Source organism: Luteimonas sp. MC1782 (assembly GCF_014164605.1).
Taxonomy (GTDB): domain Bacteria; phylum Pseudomonadota; class Gammaproteobacteria; order Xanthomonadales; family Xanthomonadaceae; genus Luteimonas.
In genome coordinates this window covers 230,103-251,304 of the sequence record NZ_JACJFT010000001.1, presented here as the reverse complement: position 1 = coordinate 251,304, position 21,202 = coordinate 230,103, and the positions used below count along the sequence as shown (strand labels likewise).

Sequence of the window (21,202 nt, the reverse complement as noted above, 5' to 3'; positions counted from 1 at the left end):
CGTTCGCGCCCGTCGGGCGCGCATCCTGTACGGCATCCTGCATTGCCACCCTCGCTTCACGCGCGCCGTCGTGGCGCCACTGCGCTATCTAATCACCCGCCGCGCGGCGGCGTAAACCGGGCGCATCCGCCCCCCGTTCATGTAACTGACCCTGACAACGCGTCGCAGGCCCGGTCGCGGCGCGCGCCCAGGTCGGCACGGGTGCTGCGCACGGCGAATTCCGCCGGCGCCGGGGACCGCCCGAGGATGAACGCGATCAGCGCCTGCAGCGTGGCCGGATCGTCATCGAAACCGCCGTGCGTGGACGCGCGCGAGGCGCCGGGGTCGCCCAGCGGGAGGGCGTTGGGCGCCTGCACCCAGGCGAGGCGGCCGGCTTCGATCAGTCTGGTGACGCGTTCGTGGCCCCAGGCCTGGTCGGCGGGTTCGCGCGCCTGGATGAAGCGCGCCATGCCGGCGATCGGCGTGCCCTGGCGCAGGCGGCGGTCGATCCAGCTGCGCGGCTGCTGTTCCAGCGCGCGGGCCACCAGGTACAGCAGCGACTTGTTGTACAGGCGCATGCAGTGGTCGTCCTGCTCGGCGCTGTCGGTGAGCGTGGCCAGCGAGGCGCGCGCCACCGCCCGCGACGAGATCGCCGGCACGTAGGCCTGGATGAAGCCGTCCATGTCGATCGCCGGCGCCCACAGCGACACGCTGGCCACGCGCCCGCCCATGCCGAGCATGCCGTTGGCCGGGCCACCGATGATCTGCCCGGGCCGGGTGAGCAGTTGCAGCAGCGGCGCCATGAGGATGCTGCCGGCGCTGTGCGCGGCGATGTGGATCTCGACCTTGGCGTCCTCGCGCCGCCATTCGTCCACCAGCCGCGCCACCTGCGCGGCGCCACCGTGCTCCACCCAGCCACCGCCGGGCGCGGCGCGCACGGCGGTGGTGGCCAGCGTGGCGTTCTCCTTCATCTCCTCCCACACCGCGCGGCCGCCGATGGCACGCGCGAGGGGCTCGACGGTGTCATCCAGGCGATCGAGCAGCAGGTCCTTGGCCTTGTCGACGATGCCCTCGCTGCGCGGGCGCGCGGCGTCCTTCAGGATGTTGCCGAGCGTGGTCCACAGGTCGGTCTTCCAGATGAAGGCCAGCGGGTAGATCTCCTGCGCCAGCATGGCCTCGCGGTAGTCGGCGACGCGCTGGATGGCGGCATCCTCCGGCACCAGGCCGCCGTGCGCGTACAGCAGCACGCGCTTCTTCTTCCAGCCGGCGGTGATGGCGCGCATGTCGCGGCGCACGATGTTGCGCACGTCGTCCTGGGTGCAGGCAAAGCGCCCATCGCAGCGCAGCGCGCCGTTGTTGCCGAGGCTCACGATGTGCGGGCGCAGGTCGGCCTGCGCATAGCCCACCGACTGCCGGCCGAGCGGCGAGTTGCTGACCGCTGCCGAGCCGGCGCGCTCCAGCGCCACCGGCACCGCCAGCCGTGCCACCCAGACATCGGTGCCGTGCTCCAGCCATTCGTCGTAGCCGACATGGCCGAAGCCGCCACGGCCCCAGCCGGTGCCCCAGGCGTTCTGGATCCAGAAGCCGGAGTGGTCGTAGCCGACGATCGCGAACGCGTGGTAGCCGATCGGCTCCTGCTTCGCCCAGGCGATGTGGCCATCCGCGGGCGGCGCGTGCCAGCCGGCGTGCACGGCGCAGGAGGCGAACAGCACGCGCACTTCGCCGAACGCGGCATGCATGGCCACCAGGTCCTTGTGGTTGACGCGCGCGTAGGCGCCCATGGGATTGCGCATGGCGTCGCGCGCGCGTTCCTCTGTATAGGCCTCGATCGCGATGCCGGGGCGGTACGGCCACAGTGCTTCGGCACACACGCCATGGCGGTGCCAGGCCTTCATGGCGCCGCGGCAGCTGGAGCCGGAATAGCCCTCGCCTTCCCATTCGTCGTAGCGGCGCGCCATGTCGTAGAACATGCGTGCGCTGACCGCGGACGCGTCCGGCTGTGGGCGGCGACGGCGCAGCAGCGTATGCGCCACGGTGGCCAGGCCGAACGCGGTGCAGGCGCCATCCACGCCCTGGTCGAGCACCGGCACGCCGAGCGCGAGATGCTCGTCGAGCGCGACTTCGGTGGCCACGTCGACCAGCGTGGGTTCGAACATGCGATCGCGGAAGTCGGCGGTATCCGGGCGCGCATCGAACAGCCGCGTGCCAGCGCCGGGCTGCAGCACGGCCAGCGGAGGCGTTGCGATGACGGGTCCTTCCGCGGTGCGCGGCGTGCTGCGACGGGTGGCCATGCTCGTCTCTCCTTGCTGGGGGGACAACGCGGCGGCTACAGTCGCGCGGCCGCGGCTCTGCGCGGCATCCACGTTCGAGCACACGATGACCCGGGTCAAGCGCATCCTGCTGTGGGGCACGTTTTCAGCCGCGGCCCTGGTGGGCAGCGGACTGCTGCTGGCCGACCACCTGACGCCCGCGGCCAATGGCGCGCCGAGCCACGCGTTGCCGCTGTCGCCGGACCAGACCGGGCTGGACCGCGAACTCGTGCCGCTGCTGGCGCGCAACCCCGGCAAGACCGGCGCGCTGCTGCTCACCGACGGCATCGACGCCTTTGCCGCGCGCGCGATGTCCGCCCGCCAGGCTGGGCGCAGCCTGGACCTGCAGTACTACATCTGGCACGACGACCTCACCGGCCGCCTGCTGGCACGCGAGGCGTGGCTGGCAGCGGAGCGCGGCGTACGCGTGCGCCTGCTGCTCGACGACATCAGCGCCGGCGGCAATGACGACAAGCTGCTGCTGCTCGACAGCCATGCCGGCATCGAGGTGCGGGTGTACAACCCGTTCCGCAACCGCGACGGCATCTCGCGCCTGCTGGAAATGCTGCAGCGGGTCTTCAGCCTCAACCACCGCATGCACAACAAGGCCTGGATCGCCGACGGCCGGGTGGCGGTGGTGGGCGGGCGCAACATCGGCCTGGAGTATTTCAGCGCGTCCGATGACGCCAACTTCCACGACCTCGACCTGCTGCTGTTCGGCCCGGCGGTGGCCGATGCCGATGCGATCTTCGATGCGTTCTGGAACAGCGAGGCGGCGGTGCCGCTGGCCGGGCTGAGCAAGCGCCGCACCTTCGATCGCGAGGCGATCCTGGCGGGGATCGGCGGCGAGGCCGCGAGCGCCGACGCGCGCCGCTACCTGGACCGCGTGGAGTCGTCGACCACGGTGCAGGCCTACCTGGGACAGAAGCTGGCGCCGTTCTGGAGCGAGCACATCGAGGTGGTGTCCGACCCGCCGCTCAAGCACGACGGCGACGACCAGCGCGGCTGGCTGGTGCACCGGATCGATGCCGCCCTGCGCGACGCCGGCCGCGCGGCGCTGCTGATCTCGCCCTACTTCGTGCCCGGCGACGCCATCACCCTGCAGCTCACCGGCCTGGTCGCGCAGGGCGTGCACGTGGGCGTGGTGACCAATTCGCTGGCCGCCAACGACGTGGCCGCGGTGCATGGCGGCTACGCGAAGTACCGCAAGCCGCTGCTGGCCGGCGGCGTGCACCTGTACGAACTGCGCCATGAAGCGGCGCGGGCGGGTGCCGGCCGGGACGTGCCGCGAGGCAACGCGGGCCGCGGCAGTGGCAGTGGCAGTGGCTTCGGCGGCAGCGGCAGCGGCAGCGGCAGCGGCCGCGGGGCCAGCCTGCATACCAAGGCGTTCCTGATCGACCGCAGCCAGGGCTTCATCGGCTCCTACAACCTCGACCCGCGCTCGGCCTACCTGAACACGGAAATGGGCGTGTTTTTCGACCACGCCGGCCTGGCCGACGCGCTGCGCGCCGAATACCGGCACCTCGCCGGCCCGCAGCTGAGCTACCGGGTGGAGCTGGATGCCGACGGCGACCTGCGCTGGCTGGACGCCGCCGCCACGCCGCCACGGCTGCTGACCCGCGAGCCCGACGCCGCCTTCTGGCCCAGGGTGCAGGCCGCGATCTTCCGCTGGCTGCCGCTCGACTCGCAGCTCTGAGCCCGCCCGGCCGGCGCGCCGGCCGCTGCCGCGCATACGGGCTTTTGCCGCGGTGGGGGCGTAGAATGCCGCGGCTGTTGCCCCCGGTTTCACCGCACGGGCGCGCACAACCAAAGAATTCAGCCACTTACCACAGATTGCCGGCGCCTTTCGCGCTTCCGCGAAACCTCCCGCCGGCTGCGGAGTTTTGGAATGATCTTCGAGCACCTCGATACCTACGGCCACGAGCAGGTCGTGTTCTGCCACAACAAGGACGCCGGCCTGAAGGCGATCATCGCCATCCACAACACCGTGCTGGGCCCGGCGCTGGGCGGCACCCGCATGTGGCCGTACAAGACCGAGGCCGAGGCGCTCAACGACGTGCTGCGCCTGTCGCGCGGCATGACGTACAAGAATGCGGTCGCCGGCCTGGACATCGGCGGCGGCAAGGCGGTGATCATCGGCGACCCCGCGACCGACAAGTCCGAGGCGCTGTTCCGCGCGTTCGGCCAGTTCGTGCAGTCGCTGGGCGGGCGCTACATCACCGCCGAGGACGTCGGCATCGACGTCAACGACATGGAATACGTGTACCGCGAGACCGAGTTCGTGACCGGCGTGCACCAGGTGCATGGCGGCTCGGGCGACCCGTCGCCGTTCACGGCCTACGGTTCGCTGCAGGGCCTGATGGCCACGCTGCAGAAGAAGTACGGCGACGAGGAAGTCGGCAACTACAGCTACGCCGTGCAGGGCCTGGGCCACGTGGGCATGGAGTACGTGAAGCTGCTGAACGAGCGCGGCGCGAAGATCTTCGTGACCGACATCAACAAGGCGCTGCTGGACAAGGCGGTCAACGAGTACGGTGCCGAAGCGGTTGCGCCGGACGACATCTACGACGTCGACGCCGACGTCTACTCGCCCTGCGCGCTGGGCGGCACGCTCAACGAGCAGACGCTCGACCGCATGAAGTTCAAGGTCATCTGCGGGCCGGCCAACAACCAGCTGGCCAGCAACGCGATCGGCGACGAAGTGGCCAAGCGCGGCATCGTGTACGCGCCGGACTACGCCGTGAACGCCGGCGGCGTGATGAACGTGGCGCTGGAGATGACCGGCTACAACCGCGAGCGCGCCATGCGCATGATGCGCACGATCTACCACAACCTGACGCGCATCTTCGAGATCTCCGAGCGCGACGGCATCCCGACCTACAAGGCCGCCGACCGCATGGCCGAAGAGCGCATCGAGGTGATGGGCAAGCTGAAGCTGCCGCTGGGTCGCAGCACCCCGCGCTTCCAGGGCCGCATCCGCGGCGGCGCATAATCATCCGCGCCACGTAGTACGCGACGACGGGGCCGAGTGCCCCGTCGTTGTTTCCGAACTTCGCGCCGGCACCGGATGTGCCGGCCGCACCACATGGAGGATCGAACATGCGCCCGTTTCCACTGGGAGAAGACATCGACGCGCTGCGCGACGCCGTGCGCCGTTTCGCCGAGGCCGAGATCGCGCCGCTCGCCGAGGCCGCCGACCGCGACAACGCGTTCCCGCAGGCGCTGTGGCCCAAGCTTGGCGAGATGGGCCTGCTCGGCCTGACCGTGCCGGGTGAATTCGGCGGCAGCGACATGGGCTACCTGGCGCACCTGGTGGCGATGGAGGAGATCTCGCGCGCCTCGGGCGCCATCGGCCTGTCGTACGGCGCGCACTCCAACCTCTGCGTCAACAACCTGCATGCCAACGGCACCGACGCGCAGCGCGCGAAGTACCTGCCGAAACTCTGCAGCGGCGAATGGAAGGGCGCGCTGGCCATGAGCGAGGCCGGCGCCGGCTCCGACGTGGTCGGCTCGATGGCCTGCCGCGCCGAGCTGCGCGACGGCGTGTGGGTCGCCAACGGCAGCAAGATGTGGATCACCAACGGCCCCGAGGCCGACGTGCTGGTGGTGTACATGCGCACCGCAGGCAAGGATGCCGGCAGCAAGTGCATGACGGCGTTCATCGTGGAACGCGGCATGCCCGGCTTCCGCACCGCGCAGAAGCTCGACAAGCTGGGCATGCGCGGCTCCAACACCTGCGAGCTGGTGTTCGAGGACTGCGCGATCCCGGTGGAGAACGTGCTGGGCGAGGTGAACCAGGGCGTGCGCGTGCTGATGAAGGGCCTGGACACCGAACGCCTGGTGCTCTCGGGCGGCCCGATCGGCCTGATGCAGGCGGCGCTGGATGCCGCCCTGCCCTACGTGCGCGAGCGCCGCCAGTTCGATGCCGCCATCGGCACCTTCGGCATCATGCAGGCCAAGATCGCCGACATGTACACCGCGCTGCAGTCCAGCCGCGCGTTTGCCTACCAGGTGGCGCGCGACTACGACGCCGGCCACCGCTCGCGCGTGGATGCGGCCAGCTGCCTGCTGCACGCCTCCGAAGCCGCGGTGCAGGTGGCGCTGGAAGGCATCCAGGCGCTGGGCGGCAACGGCTACATCAACGAGTACCCCACCGGCCGCATCCTGCGCGACGCCAAGCTGTACGCGATCGGCGCCGGCACCAACGAGATCCGGCGCATGCTGATCGGCCGCGAGCTGTTCGAAGGGCGGGCCTAGAACCCCGCCGCGTAGCGCAGCGAGACCATCCGCTCATCGCCGCGCGGACCGAAGCGCTGGTCGAAGCCGAGACCCAGCATCGCGTTGCGGCCTAACCTTGACTGCACACCCAGGCCGAACGCGCCGCCCGACAGCGCCGGCGCCTGCCCGCCCAGCGGTGCCCAGGCCTGCACGCCGGTGAAGCTCGCCGCCACGTCGAAGCCGCTTGCGGCCAGCGTCTCCTGCCACTCGCCGTAGCCGTGCACGCGCAGGCCGTGCCACGCGCCTTGCATGCGCAGGCCTGCGATCGCTTGGCTGCGGCTTGCCGACCACGCGTCCGTGCGCAGGCCGAAGCCGTCGGCCCCGCCTTCGTTGAAGCCGTCGCTGCGCATGCGCGCGTGTTGGGCGGCGATGTAGGGCGTGAGTGCGACGCCGGCGATGTCGAAGCGGTAGCCGGTCTCGAGGCTGGCCGCGGAGTAGTCGCCGCCGTAGCGGCTGGAGACGCCCGCGGTGTCGCCGCCGGCAAACAGGCGGCGCTCGATGTCGCGCTGGAAACGCCCCGACGTGGCCTGACCCGATAGATAGGCGTTGCCGCGCAGCCAGCCGGCATACGCCGTGCCCAGGGTCTGGCGGTCGTGGCCGCGATCGCCAAGGCCTTCGACGCGGCCCAGCGCGCGGGTCTCGCCGAAGGCGAAGCCGGCGGTCGCGCCGTTGCCGAGGTCGTGATCGCGCCCCATCAACCAGCCGTCGACCGCGAAGCCGTTGCCGGCAAGGCCGCCCTCGCCCGCGCTGCCGAGCGTGCGCGTCCATGCGCCCGCGCCGCGCGCATTGCCGTCGAACGCATCCAAGCGCGACGACAGCGCGCGCCGGCCCATGTCGATGGTGTCGAGCGTCATCGCCGTGGCCGCGGCGTGCAGCTCGCCCGACAGGCTTGACAGCGCCCGCTGTGCGCCGGCCTGGGTGCCAATGCGCTGGAACTCGCCGGCAGCAGTGATGAAGCCGCCGTCGATCGCCCCGCCGGCATCACGCTGCTGGCGGTCGATCTCGCGGAACGCCTGCTCGATGCGCTCCGCCGACAGCATGCTGGCCGGCGTGACGGCGTCGAACGAGGCCGCGACCGCGGTGATGTCCAGGCGCTGGATGTCGAGCCAGACGTGGAAGTCGGTATAGGCCAGGCTGGCGTCGAGGAACACGCCCGGTGCCGCGGTCAGCGCGTCGAAGGTGCCGGTGACACGTGCCGTCGCGAACAGGAGCTCCTCGCGGCTCGACGAGGTGTAGCCGTTGCGCACGCCGAGCACCTGCAGGGCGCCGCCCTCGATGACCGCGGCGCCGATGACGCGCAGTCCGGTGCCCAGCTCGATGCCGAGCGTGGCGCCGGCACGGTGGATGAGGTCGCCCTGCACCTCGAGGGTGAGGCGGTCACTGCCGCCCTGGCCGCCGGGTGCGCGCACCTCGACCCGGCCGGCGTTCTCCAGGCCGCCCCAGAGCCGCGTCCCGGTGAGGAACCGGCCTGCGGGACCCACCCACACGTCGCCCGCCACCCCGCCCCTGGCATGCAGCGTACCCTCCGCGACCTCGAGCCCGCCGCCGTTGAGCGCGTTGTTTTCCAGCACCAGCGTGCCGCTGCCCTGCTTGCGCACCGCACCGGCGCCGGAGAGCTGGTTCCACCAGCTCGAGCTGAAGCCGTCGAAGTCCGCGGTGACCGTGCCCCAGTCGAGCCGCGCCGGACCGCCGACCGCCTTGCCGACATCGAGTGCGCCGTTGCCGAACACCGGGTCGATGCCGCTGGCGCCGAGATCGGTCGCGGTGCCAAGCAGCGTCTGCCGCACCAGGTCGTTGTTGAAGTACGGGAACGCCTGCCACACCAGCGCGGCAGCGCCCGACACCAGCGGCGCCGCGAGCGACGTGCCGGACCAGCGCCAGTAGTCCGGGGCATGCGGCGGATTGTCCGCGCCGGTGACCACCACGGTGCCGGGCGCGACCATGCAGTAGTCCATGGCGATGCCGCAGGCATTGGAGTATGTGGCCAGGTGCGAGGTGCTGCCTTCGGCAAGCGCCGCCACCGCGATCCAGCCGCGCGCAAGGTCCGCCGCGGGCAGGCTGCCGCCGGGGCCTTGCTGGCTCGGCAGCGCCGCCATGTCGGATGGAGCGGCAAAGGCGGAGTTGCCGGTGGCGAACACCACCAGGCCGTCGTTGCCGATGATGAACGGCCGGTACTCGGCGGCGATCGCCGCGGTGACGTTCGGATTGCTCCAGTACAGCCCGCCCCAGGAGTTGTTCATGATGCGCACGCCGCGGTCGATCAGGTCGCGGTGCACGCCGGCCAGGCCCAGCGGTCCGTCGACCTCGTTGCCCTCGCCGGAGCCGTCGTCTTCCGGCGGGCTGTCGCTGATGATGCGCGCGGACACGATTTCCGCTCCCGGCGCGATGCCGCCGGGCCACTTGCCGAACGCCTGCCCCGCCGCGGCCTGCGCCACCGCGGTGCCGTGGCCCACCACATCGTCCACCGTCAGGTTGTTGTTGCGGCCGTCGATGTACACGAGGTTCGACACCACCCGGCCGCCGAACGCCGGATGGTTGCGGTTGACGCCGCTGTCGACGAAGCCGATGCGCACGCCGGCACCGGTGTAGCCGGCGGCGTGCGCCGCGGCGGCATTCGTATGGACGAGATGCTGGCTGTACGCCGGATTGGGCGCTTCCACCACCGGCGGCGGGGGTGGCGGGGGTGGCGCTGCTGGCGGCGGGTCGACACGCACATTGTCACCACCACCACCGCCGCCACATGCCGCAAGCGCGGCTGCCAGCATCGCCACTGCCAGCCTTGCGATGGTCCTGCCATCGGTGCCTGCCCACCTGATTCCCGCCATCACCCTCTCCCTGGAAGTTGCCGCAGCACCGCTATTACGCCAAAAACCCGCCAGGCGCCAAGCATGGCAGCCGCGGCTGGCCCGAATGGACGATTCCGCGGCGCTGGCGCGGTGCGATAATGCCAGCACAATCCCCACGGAGTTCACCATGACCGACATCGTCATCGTCGGTGCCAAGCGCACCGCCATCGGTTCCATGCTCGGCCAGTTCACCGGCGTGCCCACCCCGACCCTCGGTGCCACGGCGATCTCCGCCGCGCTCGCCGCTGCGGGCGTCGCTGGCGATCAGGTCGACGAAGTGCTGATGGGCTGCGTGCTGCCGGCCGGCCTTGGCCAGGCGCCCGCGCGCCAGGCTTCGCGCGCCGCGGGCATCCACGATGCCGCCGGCTGCACCACCGTCAACAAGGTGTGCGGCTCGGGCATGAAGACCATCATGCTGGCGCACGACATGATCAAGGCCGGCTCGGCCTCGGTGGTGGTGGCGGGCGGCATGGAGTCGATGACCAATGCGCCGCACCTGCTCAACGGTTCGCGCACCGGCCTGCGCTTCGGCAGCGCCGAGTTCCTCGACCACATGGCCCACGATGGCCTGACCAACCCCGACGACGGCAAGGCGATGGGCGTGTTCGGCGATGCCGCCTGCGAGAAGTACGGCTTCAGCCGCGAGGCGCTCGATGCGTTCTCCACCGAGAGCGTGCGTCGCGCGCAGCAGGCGCAGGCCTCGGGTGCCTACAGGGACGAGATCGCGCCGGTCACCGTGAAGTCCCGCAAGGGCGAGGTGGTGGTGGACAGCGACGAGGAACCGGGCCGCATCGATGTCGGCAAGATCCCGGGCCTGCGCCCGGCGTTCGGCAAGGACGGGCTGCTGACGGCGGCATCCTCCTCGAAGATTTCCGATGGCGCCGCCGCGGTCGTGCTGATGTCGGCCGACGAGGCCGCGCGCCGCGGGATCGCCCCGCTGGCGCGCATCGTGGCGCATGCCGGCCACGCGCAGGCCCCGGAATGGTTCACCACCGCGCCGGTGAAAGCGATTTCAAGCGTGCTTGCCAAAGCCGGCTGGACGGTCGCCGACGTCGACCTGTTCGAGATCAACGAGGCGTTCGCGTGCGTCGCCATGGCGCCCATGCACGATCTCGACATTCCCCACGCCAAGGTAAACGTCAATGGTGGCGCCTGCGCCCTGGGACACCCGATCGGCGCCAGCGGAGCGCGCCTGGTGGTCACCCTGCTGCACGCCCTGAAGGCCAGCGGCGGCAAGCGCGGCGTGGCGTCCCTGTGTATTGGTGGTGGCGAAGCGACGGCGATTGCGGTGGAACTTGCCTGATCCGTTAACGCGCCCTTTACCTCTGGCACTTCAAACTACCGCTTGACAGCCAATCGAGGCTTGTCATCATTGTCGCGGCGCGCAGTTGCGCGTTGCCCAATCCACGACGAGGAATGTACCAAATGACCATCAACAAGCTGCTGATCGCGCTGGCGCTGGGCTTCGCCCTGACCGCGTGCACCAACAAGGACGCCGCCGCCGACGCCGCTGCCGACGCCGCGCAGACCGCCGACCAGGCTGCTGCCGACGCCGCCATGGCCGGCACGCAGGCTGCCGACGCCGCTGCCGACTCGGCCGTTGCCGCTGCTGACGCCGCTGCCGACCAGGCCGCTGCCGCTGCTGCCGCGACCACCGGCGAAGCCGCCGACGCTGCTGCCGATGCCGCCGAAGACGCGCTCGACACCGCGCAGGACGCTGCCGACGCCGCCGAGAACGAGGCCGAGGCTGTCAAGGACGCGGCGACCCCGTAATCGGGTCGGTCGTATCGCAAGCGTCATGTAAAAAGAGAAGCCGCTGGTCCGCCAGCGGCTTTTCCTTTCCGACCGTTGCACCTCCGCTCCACCACACTGCCCAGGGGATATCCCATGAAGATCAAGACCATCGCGCTGCTGGCCGCCTGCACCTTCGCGCTCGCCGCGTGCCAGAACGAGACCTCCACCGCCCAGCAGGCGTCGGCCGAAGCCGAAGCCACCGCCGAGACCGCCGGCGACTCCATCGGCCAGGCCGCTGAAGCCACCGGTGACGCCGTTGCCGCGTCTGCCAACGCCGCTGCCGCTGCCGCCGGCGAAACCGCCGCCGAAGCCGAAATGGCCGTCGACCAGGCCACCGCCGAAGCGCAGGCCGCTGCCGCTGCCGCCGCCGACAATGCGCAGGCCGCCACCGCCGAAGCACTGCGCGACGCCGCCGACTCGGCCGACCGCGCCGCCGAGAAGGTCGAAGACTGACCTTCGCCGCCAGGCTTTGCCCGGCAGCAGGGCCCGCTTCGGCGGGCCTTTTTTCTTGCGGGTATCCTTGCCGGCCACCCGCAGCCCGATGTGAGCGCATGCCCGTCCTCAGCAGCAGCCTGGACACCGCGTCCAGCGACTTCACCGGCAATGTCGAACACCACCTCGCCCTGGTCGACGAACTCGACAGGCGCCTGGCACGCGCGGCCGACGGCGGTGGCGACAAGGCACGCGAGAAGCACGTCGCGCGCGGCAAGCTGCTGCCGCGCGAGCGCATCGCCGCCCTGCTCGACCCGGGTTCGCCGTTCCTCGAGATCGCGCCGCTGGCCGCCGAGGACATGTACGGCGCCGCCGCGCCCGCGGCCGGCATGGTCTGCGGCATCGGCCGGGTGATGGGCCAGGAAGTGGTGGTGGTGGCCAACGACGCCACGGTCAAGGGCGGTACCTACTTCCCGATGACGGTGAAGAAGCACCTGCGCGCGCAGGAGATCGCGCGCGAGAACCACCTGCCCTGCGTCTACCTGGTCGATTCCGGCGGCGCGTTCCTGCCGCTGCAGGACGAGGTGTTCCCGGACCGCGAGCACTTCGGCCGCATCTTCTACAACCAGGCGCGGATGAGCGCCGACAACATCCCGCAGGTCGCGGTGGTGATGGGCTCGTGCACCGCCGGCGGCGCCTACGTGCCGGCGATGTGCGACGAGTCGATCATCGTCAAGGACCAGGGCACGATCTTCCTCGGCGGCCCGCCGCTGGTGAAGGCAGCCACAGGCGAGATCGTCGATGCCGAGGCGCTCGGCGGCGCCGACGTGCATACCTCGGTGTCCGGCGTCGCCGACCACTTCGCCGAGGACGACCGGCACGCGCTGCAGATCGCCCGCGACATCGTCGGCAACCTCAACCGGCGCAAGCAGCTGCCGGTGGCGGTGCGCGAGCCGCGCGAGCCGCTGTTCGCGGCCGAGGAGCTGTACGGCATCGTGCCGCAGGACACGCGGCGACCCTTCGACATCCGCGAGGTGATCGCGCGCATCGTCGACGGCAGCGAGTTCCAGGAGTTCAAGGCGCGCTACGGCAAGACCCTGGTCACCGGCTTCGCGCACCTGCACGGCTACCCGGTCGGCATCGTCGCCAACAACGGCATCCTGTTCTCCGAGAGCGCGCTCAAGGGCGCGCACTTCATCGAGCTGTGCAACCAGCGCGGCATCCCGCTGGTGTTCCTGCAGAACATCACCGGCTTCATGGTCGGCCGCAAGTACGAGAACGCCGGCATCGCCAAGGACGGCGCGAAGATGGTCACCGCGGTCGCGTGCTCGTCCGTGCCGAAGTTCACCGTGGTGATCGGCGGCAGCTTCGGCGCCGGCAACTACGCCATGTGCGGCCGCGCCTACGGCGCGCGCTTCCTGTGGATGTGGCCCAACGCGCGCATCAGCGTGATGGGCGGCGAGCAGGCGGCGAGCGTGCTGGCCACCGTCACACGCGACGGCATCGAGGCGCGCGGCGGCAGCTGGAGCGCGGACGAGGAGGCGGCCTTCAAGGCACCCATCCGCGAGCAGTACGAGGCCCAGGGCAGCCCGTGGTACGCCACGGCGCGGCTGTGGGACGACGGCATCATCGACCCCGCCGACACCCGGCGGGTGCTCGGCCTGGCGGTGTCCGCATCGCTCAATGCCCCCGTGGAACCGGCCCGCTACGGCGTTTTCCGCATGTAGCGACGCGCGCAAGTCATTGGTGCGGTTCAGGTTTGGTGACCCGTGTCACAGCGATGTGAAGGCGTTCGCGTGATAGGCTCGGACTTCCCTGACGCCCTGCCCTGTACCCGAGGAAGCATCCCCCGATGGCCATTTTCAACCCGCAAGGTTCCGCCAAGAAAGACACCTCGTTGCCGTTCGGCAACAACACCGCCACCAGCCACCTCGACACGCCGGTGCGCGAGCCCGCGCCCGCGATCGCCGACTTCACGCCGGTGCAGACGCCCACGCCGACCCCGCGCGTGCCTGCGCAGCCGCAGCTCAAGGAATCGCTGATCGCCGCCGACCTCACCATCGAGGGCAAGATCTCGGGCAGCGGCCACGTGCGCATCGCCGGCAAGTTCAAGGGCGACGTGAACGTCGAAGGCGACCTGACCATCGAAACCGGCGCCAAGCTCAACGGTGGCGTGCGCGCGCAGCGGGTCACGGTGGCCGGCGAGCTGGAAGGCAACATCGAGTCGGCGTCGCGCGTGGAACTGCAGGCGTCGTCGGTGCTGATGGGCGACGTCAAGGCGGGCACGCTGACGGTGGCCGCCGGTGCGCGCATCCGCGGTAACGTGGAGTGTGGCTGGGGCGACGATGCGCCGGGCAAGGACGACAAGGGCAAGAAGGACGCCTCGAAGGCCGGGCTCGACCTGGTCTCGTGAGCACACGCCCCGGTGCGGCAGGTGCCACGCGCACCTGCCCGCACTGCAAGACGACGATCCTGGAAAGCGCGGTGACGTGCCCGTCGTGCCGGCACTACCTGCGTTTCGAAGACAAGGCCCAGCCGACCCAGGTCACGCGTGCACTGCAGGTGGAGGGCGAGATCCGCCATCCCGCCGAGGGCGGCGCGTGGGAGTACTCGGTGGTGTTGACCATTCGTGACGACGAGGGCAAGGAGGTCTCGCACCAGGTGGTCGGCGTGGGCGCCATCCATCCGGGCGATGCGCGCACGTTCACGCTGGCGGTGGAGTTGATGCCGACCAACGACATGCGGCGGATGCCGAAGCGGCCTACTTCGCGGCACTGAGGTGATTGGCTTGGCGAGGCGGTGGGCGTGCACCGTGCTCCACCGTCTTGCGTGCCGAGGCCGGCTCCGCACGGTGCACGCCCACCGCGCCGATTGCTGTCGCGGGGTTGGCGTCCCTTCGGGCCGCGAAAGGCTTGCCACGGGCGGGTTGGCGCATCGCGCAGCGGGCCTAAAGGCCCGAAGGGCCGTCAGACCGCGGAGCGATGTGACGACCCGCCAGCGCGACCTGGACTCTCCGCCATGCACACGCCTTTTGCATCGAACCGCGCCGCCATCCTTACGCCGGACCCGGCGGATGAGACGTATGCCGGGAGCTGGCCCGATGTACTCGCGCGGCTCTCCGACGCGCTCGCCACCGCAGGCGTGACGGCAACGCCGACTCCCTGGACCGCGCATGTCGACGACTGCGGGCAGCTCATGGAATTTCCGCTCGTGCTGCCGCTGCTCGCATGGGGCTACCACCTCGACCACGCGCGCTGGCTGCGGGCATGCCGGGCGTGGCAGGACGCGGGCGTGCCGATCGCGAATCCGGCCGAAGTGCTGGCTTCCAACTCCGACAAGCACTACCTCGACGCACTGGCGCGACGCGGTATCGCCATCCCGCCCACCACCTGGACCGAGCGCGTCACGCGCGAACAGATCGATGCGATGTTCGAGGCAACCGGCGCCGCACAGCTGATCGTCAAGCCCGCCGTGTCCGGCGGTGCCTGGCAGACGCAGCGCGTGCGTCGCGGCGAGGCACTGGTGGGCGCGCCCGACGGTGCCGCGATGATCCAGCCCTACCTGCCGACGATCGAGACCGAGGGCGAAACCTCGCTGCTGTTTTTCGGCGGGCGCCTGAGCCACGCCGTCAACAAGCGCCCGGTGGACGGCGACTTCCGCATCCAGGTGCAATACGGCGGCCTCTACAGCGCCGTGCCGAGCCCGCCCGCCGGCGCGCTCGCGCTGGCCGAGCAGACCCTGGCCGCGATCGGCGCGCCCTTGCTGTACGCCCGCATCGATGTCGTGCCCGTCGCCGACGGCCGCTGGCTGCTGATGGAAGCCGAACTGATCGAACCGGATTTCTACCTCGGCCTGGATCCCAACGCCGGCGCCGGATTCGCCCAGGCAGTCCGCGCCCATCTCACGACGACACCGTAGGGCGGGCAGGCCCGCCAGCGCGCCCCGGCTTTTCCACCACCCTGCGAAACCGTCGCCACGGGCGGGTTGGTGCATCGCGCAGCGGGCCTGAAGGCCCGAAGGGCCGTCAGACCGCGAAGCGATGTGCCAACCCGCCAGCGCGCGCCCCGGCTTTTCCGCCGCCCGGCGAAACCGTCGGCACGGGCGGGTTGGCGCATCGCGCAGCGGGCCTAAAGGCCCGAAGGGCCGTCAGACCGCGAAGCGATGTGCCAACCCGCCAGCGCGCGACATGAGAGCCTCAACTGCAGCCACCACACGACCCACCGCCACAACTGGTGCCGGAGCCGCTACCCGCGGGAGCGATACGCAGGCCGAGACGGCGCATCCAAGGCGGGCGGCCATCGCGCACGAGTGGCAGCGCGACGGCGATGCGCAGGCGGCGCGTGGTGCCGGGAAACTGCCGGCGCAGCGCCATCCAGGCGGCGAGCAGCACCACCAGCGCCACCACCCCGTATTGCACGGCCAGGCCGATGCCCATCGTCAGCCGCCGCCCAGGGCCACGGTGATCTGGTAGGTCGCAAACGAGGCCAGGTAGGCCAGCAGGAACAGGAACACGGCGTTGATGGCCATCAGCTTCCACGACCCGGTCTCGCGGCGGATGGCGGCCCAGGTGGCGATGCACTGCGGCGCGTAGATGAACCACACCAGCAGCGAGAGCCCGGTGGCCAGCGACCAGCCGTCGCTGATGATCGGCAACAGGGCCTGGCTGGCCGCATCGTCGTCGACGGCCGACAGGGCATACACCGTGGCCAGCGCGGACACCGCCACTTCGCGCGCGGCAAGGCCCGGGATCAACGCGATGCAGATCTGCCAGTTGAAGCCGATCGGTGCGAACACCGCCGCAAGCGCGTGGCCGATGCGGCCGGCGAAGCTGTAGTCGATGGCGGGGCCGATGGCGTCGGCCGGCGGCGCCGGGAATGACAGCAGCACCCACAGCAGCACGGTCAGCGCGAAGATGATGCCGCCGACGCGCTTGAGGAAGATCATGCCGCGCTCGTAGAGCCCGATCAGCAGATCGCGCGGGTGCGGCACCCGGTACGACGGCAGCTCCAGCAGCAGCGGGTGCTCGCCCTTGTCGCGGCGCCAGCGCTTCATGATCCACGACACGGCCAGCGCGCTGACGATGCCGGCCATGTACAGCGCGAACAGCACCAGGCCCTGCAGGTTGAACATGCCGGCGACTTCGCGCGCCGGGATGAACGCGCCGATCAGCAGCGCATACACCGGCAGTCGCGCCGAGCAGGTCATTAGCGGCGCCACCATGATCGTGGCGATGCGGTCGCGCGGATCCTGGATGGAGCGCGTGGACATGATGCCGGGCACCGCGCAGGCGAAGCTCGACAGCAGCGGGATGAACGAACGTCCGGAGAGGCCCGCCGCCGCCATCATGCGGTCGAGCAGGAACGCCGCGCGCGGCAGGTAGCCGGACTCCTCCAGCGCGAGGATGAAGGCGAACAGCACCAGGATCTGCGGCAGGAACACCACCACCCCGCCCAGCCCGGCGATGATGCCGTCGACCAGCAGGCTGCGCAGCGGGCCGTCCGGCATGGTCGTGGCGACGGCATCGCCCAGCCACGCGGTGCCCCCCTCGATCAGGTCCATCACCGGCGTGGCCCAGGCGTACACCGCCTGGAAAATCAGGAACATGACCACCGCCAGCGTCAGCAGGCCCGACACGGGGTGCAGCAGCCAGCGGTCGAGGCTGTCGTCCAGGCGCGCGGTGCGCGTGGGCATGCTGACCGCAAGCGCCAGCAGGCGCCGGGTCTCCGCGTGCAGGGCGTCGCTGTCGACCGTCGCGTCCGCGCCACCCAGGCGCCTGTGCGGCGCCCGCGGTGCCGCGGTCATCGCTTCGATCTGTTCGACCAGCGCCACGGCACCGTCGTGCTGCACGGCAATGGTCTCCACCACCGGCACGCCGAGTTCGGCCTCCAGCGCGGCGCGGTCGATCACCACGCCGCGGCGCGCGGCGGCGTCGGCCATGTTGAGCGCCACCACCATCGGCAGGCCGAGCTCGCGCACTTCCAGCGCGAAGCGCAGGTGCAGGCGCAGGTTGGTGGCGTCGACCACGCAGACGATGGCGTCGGGCACCGGCTCGCCCGGATAGAAGCCGCGGCACAGGTCGCGGGTGATCGCCTCGTCCAGGCTCGAGGGATGCAGGCTGTAGGCACCCGGCAGGTCGAGCACCGCGTACTGGCGCCCGGACGGCGCGACCAGCCGCCCTTCCTTGCGCTCCACGGTGACGCCCGTGTAGTTGGCGACCTTCTGCCGGCTGCCGGTCAGCTGGTTGAACAGCGCGGTCTTGCCGCAGTTCGGATTGCCGACCAGGGCCAGTCGCGGCAGCGCCTTGGCGTCGACGCTCATGGGCGAGCGTCGCCATTGCGCAGCACCACCCGCGCGGCCTCGTCGCGACGCAGGGCGAAGCGCGTGTAGCCGACCTGGACCAGCAGCGGTTCGGAACCGAACGGCCCGGCGGCGGTGACCTGCACTTCCTCGCCGGCCACGAACCCGAGCTCGCGCAGGCGGCGCGCGATGTGGTCGTTGTCGTAGCGCGCCTCGACGCGGTCGACGATCGCAGGCGTGCGGCGCGGCAGCTCGGTCAGCCTCACGGGAACTTCCAAATGGGAACAGTTCTCATTGTAGCGCGGTCACGGGGCGCGGCTATCATTTATGTCCTTACGCGGAGGCTCACGATGCCGGCACCCCTGACACTCACCCGGCACGGCGCGGTGGCGCGCCTGTGCCTGGACCGTCCGACACTGCACAACGCCTTCGACGCGGCGCTGATCGCGGAACTGACCGCGGCACTCGATGCGCTGGCCGGCGATGCGTCGGTCCGGGTGGTGGTGCTGGAGGGCCGCGGGGCCTCGTTCTCGGCCGGCGCCGACCTCAACTGGATGCGCGCCATGGCCAGTGCCGACGAGGGCGCGAACCGCGACGACGCCCTCGCCCTGGCGCGGCTGATGCGCAGCCTCGATCGCCTGCCCAGGCCGACCATCGCGCGCGTGCACGGCGCGGCATTCGGCGGCGGCGTGGGCCTGGTGGCCTGCTGCGACATCGCCATCGGCGTGCCGGAGGCGAAGTTCGGCCTCACCGAAAGCCGCCTGGGCCTGCTGCCGGCGGTGATCTCGCCCTACGTGATCGCCGCCATCGGCAGCCGCCAGGCACGGCGCTGGTTCGCCACCGCCGAGATCTTCGATGCCGCCGAGGCGCTGCGCATCGGCCTGTTGCACCAGGTGGTGCCCGCCGACCAGCTGGATGCCGCCGTGGATCGCCAGGTGGCCCTGCTGCTGAAAGCCGCGCCGTTCGCCTCGGCCGACGCCAAGCGGCTGGTGCGCGAAGTCGCCGCGGCCACCGACCCCGACCGCCTCGACCACGACAACGCCGCCCTGATCGCCGCCCTGCGCGTCTCACCCGAAGGCCAGGAAGGCCTCGGCGCGTTCCTCGACAAGCGCGTTCCACGCTGGGTCGTCGAGTAGAAAAGTACCCCGTGTAGTACTTCGCGTCCTTCGCGACCTTCGCGAGAACACCCTTCGCACCTAGACTCTCCTCCATCCGCGTCTATCCGCGGAAATCCGTGGCCAAAAAAAATGCCCTTCACCAAGATTCTGATCGCCAACCGCGGCGAAATCGCCTGCCGCGTCATCCGCACCGCGCGGCGCATGGGCATCGCCACGGTGGCGGTGTATTCCGAGGCCGACGCCGATGCACAGCATGTGCGACTGGCGGACGAGGCGTATCCGATCGGTGGCCGGCGGCCGCAGGACAGCTACCTGCGTGGCGACGTGATCCTCGACGTGGCGAAGCAGTCCGGTGCACGGGCCATCCATCCCGGTTACGGCTTCCTCAGCGAGAACGCCGACTTCGCGGATGCGGTCGAGGGCGCCGGCATCGCCTTCATCGGCCCCAAGGCGGCGTCGATGCGCAAGATGGGCAGCAAGGCCGGCGCCAAGGAGCTGATGCACGCCGCGGGCGTCCCGGTGGTGCCCGGCTATACCGGCGAGGACCAGGCGCCGGAGCTCCTGCGGCGCGAAGCCGACCGCATCGGCTATCCGCTGATGATCAAGGCCGCGCACGGCGGCGGCGGCAAGGGCATGCGCGTGGTGCGCGCGGCCGCGGAATTCCTGCCGGCGCTGGAAAGCTGCCAGCGCGAGGCGCGCAATGCCTTCGGCCGCGACCGCGTGCTGCTGGAGCGCTACATCGAGTCGCCGCGGCACATCGAGATCCAGGTGTTCGGCGATGCCCACGGCAACGCCATCCATCTCAACGAACGCGAGTGCTCGGCGCAGCGCCGCTACCAGAAGGTGCTCGAGGAGGCGCCCTCGCCGTTCCTCACGCCGGAACTGCGCGCGCGCATGGGCGAGGCCGCGGTGCTGGCCGCGCGCGCCATCGATTACGCCAACGCCGGCACGGTGGAGTTCATCGTCGCGCCGTCGGGCGAGTTCTTCTTCATGGAGATCAACACCCGGCTGCAGGTGGAACACCCGGTCACCGAGATGGTCACCGGCCTGGACCTGGTGGAGTGGCAGCTGCGCGTGGCCGCCGGCGAACCGCTGCCGCTGGCGCAGGACGCGATTCCGCGCGACGGCCACGCCATCGAGGTGCGGCTGTATGCCGAAGATCCGGACGCGGGCTTCCTGCCCGGCTCCGGCCGCCTGCAGCGCCTGCGCCTGCCGCAACCTTCGGCGCACGTGCGCGTCGATGCCGGCGTGGTCGAAGGCGACGTGGTGACGATCTTCTACGACCCGATGATCGCCAAGCTGATCGTGCACGACCGCGACCGCGCCGGCGCGCTGGCGCGGCTGCGCGACGCGCTGGCCGACTGCGCGATCGAAGGCCCGAAGTCGAACATCGCCTTTCTCGAACGCCTGGTCCGCCATCCGGCGGTGGTCGACGGCAGCATCGACACCGGCTACCTCGACCGCCATCTTGACGAGTTCATCGGAAACGACGGCGCCGCCGATGCCGGCGACCACGATGCCGCGCTGCTGGCCGCCGCCACCGCCGCGCTGCTCGCCGAAGAGGCCGAAGCCCGCTGCGCCGCGGCCGGCAGCAGCGACCCGGGCTCGCCCTGGGCGGTCGCCGACGGCTGGCGCCTGGGCCACGCCGGCCTGCGCCGCGTGGTGCTGCGCGCCGACGGCCTGCGCCACGTGTTCGAGGCGCACGGTGCCAACGGCGACTACCGCATCAGCCGCCAAGGCGCTGACAGCGTGGTGGCTGGCGCGCGCCTTGCCGATGGCGGCCTGTCGGCGCGCTTCGGCGGTGCCGGCCGGCGCTACCGGCTGGACACCCACGCCACGCGCCTGCTGCTGCATGACGGCCGTCGCCACTGGCGCTTCGAGCGTGCCCCGGCCTACGAGGCCGAGCTCGCCGACACGGCCGGCACCGGCGACCGTATCGCGGCACCCATGCCCGGGCGTATCGTCGTCACCAGGGTGGCCCCGGGGGACAGCGTGGCGCAGGGACAGGAACTGCTGGTCATGGAGGCGATGAAGATGGAGCTCGCCCTCAAGGCGCCGCGCGACGGCGTGGTGGCCGAACTGCGCGCACGCGAAGGCGACTTCGTCGAGGCCGACGCCGTGCTGGTCCTGCTGGAGTCCTGAGCATGGC

17 protein-coding genes are annotated in these 21,202 nt (G+C 70.7%); 12 read left to right on the top strand and 5 right to left on the bottom strand.

The genetic code is table 11. The features are described from left to right. Positions 1 to 137: 137 nt before the first annotated feature. A complete protein-coding gene (locus tag H5368_RS01215) occupies positions 138 to 2,270 on the bottom strand; it encodes a C1 family peptidase (RefSeq protein ID WP_182820592.1) in 2,133 nt (710 codons plus the stop codon). An 85-nt stretch (positions 2,271 to 2,355) separates the two neighbouring features. Between H5368_RS01215 and H5368_RS01210 the strand changes: the two genes are divergently transcribed. From H5368_RS01210 to H5368_RS01200, 3 genes are all read left to right on the top strand, one after another. Continuing rightward, positions 2,356 to 3,984 (top strand): phospholipase D family protein, encoded by a 1,629-nt coding sequence (locus tag H5368_RS01210; RefSeq protein ID WP_182820591.1) that lies wholly within the window; start codon positions 2,356 to 2,358, stop codon positions 3,982 to 3,984. Positions 3,985 to 4,176: 192 nt separating this feature from the next. Further along, positions 4,177 to 5,280: a Glu/Leu/Phe/Val dehydrogenase gene (locus H5368_RS01205; RefSeq protein WP_182820590.1), complete on the top strand. Its 1,104-nt coding sequence runs from the start codon at positions 4,177 to 4,179 to the stop codon at positions 5,278 to 5,280. A 107-nt stretch (positions 5,281 to 5,387) separates the two neighbouring features. Further along, positions 5,388 to 6,545 carry an acyl-CoA dehydrogenase family protein gene (locus tag H5368_RS01200; protein WP_182820589.1) on the top strand — a complete coding sequence of 386 codons (1,158 nt, stop codon included), beginning with the start codon at positions 5,388 to 5,390 and terminating at the stop codon, positions 6,543 to 6,545. Here the strand turns inward: H5368_RS01200 and H5368_RS01195 are convergent. After that, positions 6,542 to 9,391 (bottom strand): autotransporter serine protease, encoded by a 2,850-nt coding sequence (locus tag H5368_RS01195; RefSeq protein WP_182820588.1) that lies wholly within the window; start codon positions 9,389 to 9,391, stop codon positions 6,542 to 6,544. The genes H5368_RS01200 and H5368_RS01195 overlap by 4 nt on opposite strands. Positions 9,392 to 9,539: 148 nt before the next feature. Between H5368_RS01195 and H5368_RS01190 the strand changes: the two genes are divergently transcribed. From H5368_RS01190 to H5368_RS01160, 7 genes are all read left to right on the top strand, one after another. Beyond that, positions 9,540 to 10,715, top strand: a complete 1,176-nt coding sequence (locus H5368_RS01190) for an acetyl-CoA C-acyltransferase (protein WP_182820587.1) — start codon at positions 9,540 to 9,542, stop codon at positions 10,713 to 10,715. A 122-nt stretch (positions 10,716 to 10,837) separates the two neighbouring features. After that, positions 10,838 to 11,185 (top strand): hypothetical protein, encoded by a 348-nt coding sequence (locus tag H5368_RS01185; protein WP_182820586.1) that lies wholly within the window; start codon positions 10,838 to 10,840, stop codon positions 11,183 to 11,185. 114 nt (positions 11,186 to 11,299) lie between these two features. Continuing rightward, positions 11,300 to 11,659, top strand: coding sequence for a hypothetical protein (locus H5368_RS01180; protein ID WP_182820585.1), 360 nt, complete (start codon positions 11,300 to 11,302; stop codon positions 11,657 to 11,659). Positions 11,660 to 11,757: 98 nt separating this feature from the next. After that, entirely contained in the window at positions 11,758 to 13,365 is a 1,608-nt protein-coding gene (locus H5368_RS01175; RefSeq protein WP_182820584.1) for a carboxyl transferase domain-containing protein, read from the top strand. A gap of 125 nt (positions 13,366 to 13,490) precedes the next feature. Further along, positions 13,491 to 14,051 carry a polymer-forming cytoskeletal protein gene (locus H5368_RS01170; protein WP_182820583.1) on the top strand — a complete coding sequence of 187 codons (561 nt, stop codon included), beginning with the start codon at positions 13,491 to 13,493 and terminating at the stop codon, positions 14,049 to 14,051. Beyond that, positions 14,048 to 14,416, top strand: coding sequence for a hypothetical protein (locus tag H5368_RS01165; RefSeq protein WP_182820582.1), 369 nt, complete (start codon positions 14,048 to 14,050; stop codon positions 14,414 to 14,416). The genes H5368_RS01170 and H5368_RS01165 overlap by 4 nt, the downstream gene beginning before the upstream one ends. A gap of 240 nt (positions 14,417 to 14,656) precedes the next feature. Beyond that, positions 14,657 to 15,556, top strand: coding sequence for a transporter (locus tag H5368_RS01160; RefSeq protein ID WP_182820581.1), 900 nt, complete (start codon positions 14,657 to 14,659; stop codon positions 15,554 to 15,556). 277 nt (positions 15,557 to 15,833) lie between these two features. Here H5368_RS01160 and H5368_RS01155 read toward each other — a convergent pair whose 3' ends face one another. From H5368_RS01155 to H5368_RS01145, 3 genes are read right to left on the bottom strand one after another with little or no spacing between them, the layout of a single operon-like run. Beyond that, positions 15,834 to 16,073: a DUF6587 family protein gene (locus tag H5368_RS01155; protein WP_182820580.1), complete on the bottom strand. Its 240-nt coding sequence runs from the start codon at positions 16,071 to 16,073 to the stop codon at positions 15,834 to 15,836. Positions 16,074 to 16,075: 2 nt separating this feature from the next. Then, positions 16,076 to 17,956 (bottom strand): ferrous iron transport protein B, encoded by a 1,881-nt coding sequence (gene feoB / locus H5368_RS01150; RefSeq protein ID WP_182820579.1) that lies wholly within the window; start codon positions 17,954 to 17,956, stop codon positions 16,076 to 16,078. Then, entirely contained in the window at positions 17,953 to 18,201 is a 249-nt protein-coding gene (locus H5368_RS01145) for a FeoA family protein (protein ID WP_182820578.1), read from the bottom strand. The genes feoB and H5368_RS01145 overlap by 4 nt, the downstream gene beginning before the upstream one ends. A gap of 84 nt (positions 18,202 to 18,285) precedes the next feature. On the opposite strand from H5368_RS01145, the gene H5368_RS01140 reads away from it, so the two are divergent. Then, positions 18,286 to 19,071: an enoyl-CoA hydratase-related protein gene (locus tag H5368_RS01140; protein WP_182820577.1), complete on the top strand. Its 786-nt coding sequence runs from the start codon at positions 18,286 to 18,288 to the stop codon at positions 19,069 to 19,071. Between the two features lie 111 nt (positions 19,072 to 19,182). Continuing rightward, positions 19,183 to 21,195, top strand: coding sequence for an acetyl/propionyl/methylcrotonyl-CoA carboxylase subunit alpha (locus tag H5368_RS01135; RefSeq protein WP_182820576.1), 2,013 nt, complete (start codon positions 19,183 to 19,185; stop codon positions 21,193 to 21,195). The last annotated feature ends 7 nt before the right edge of the window (positions 21,196 to 21,202 follow it).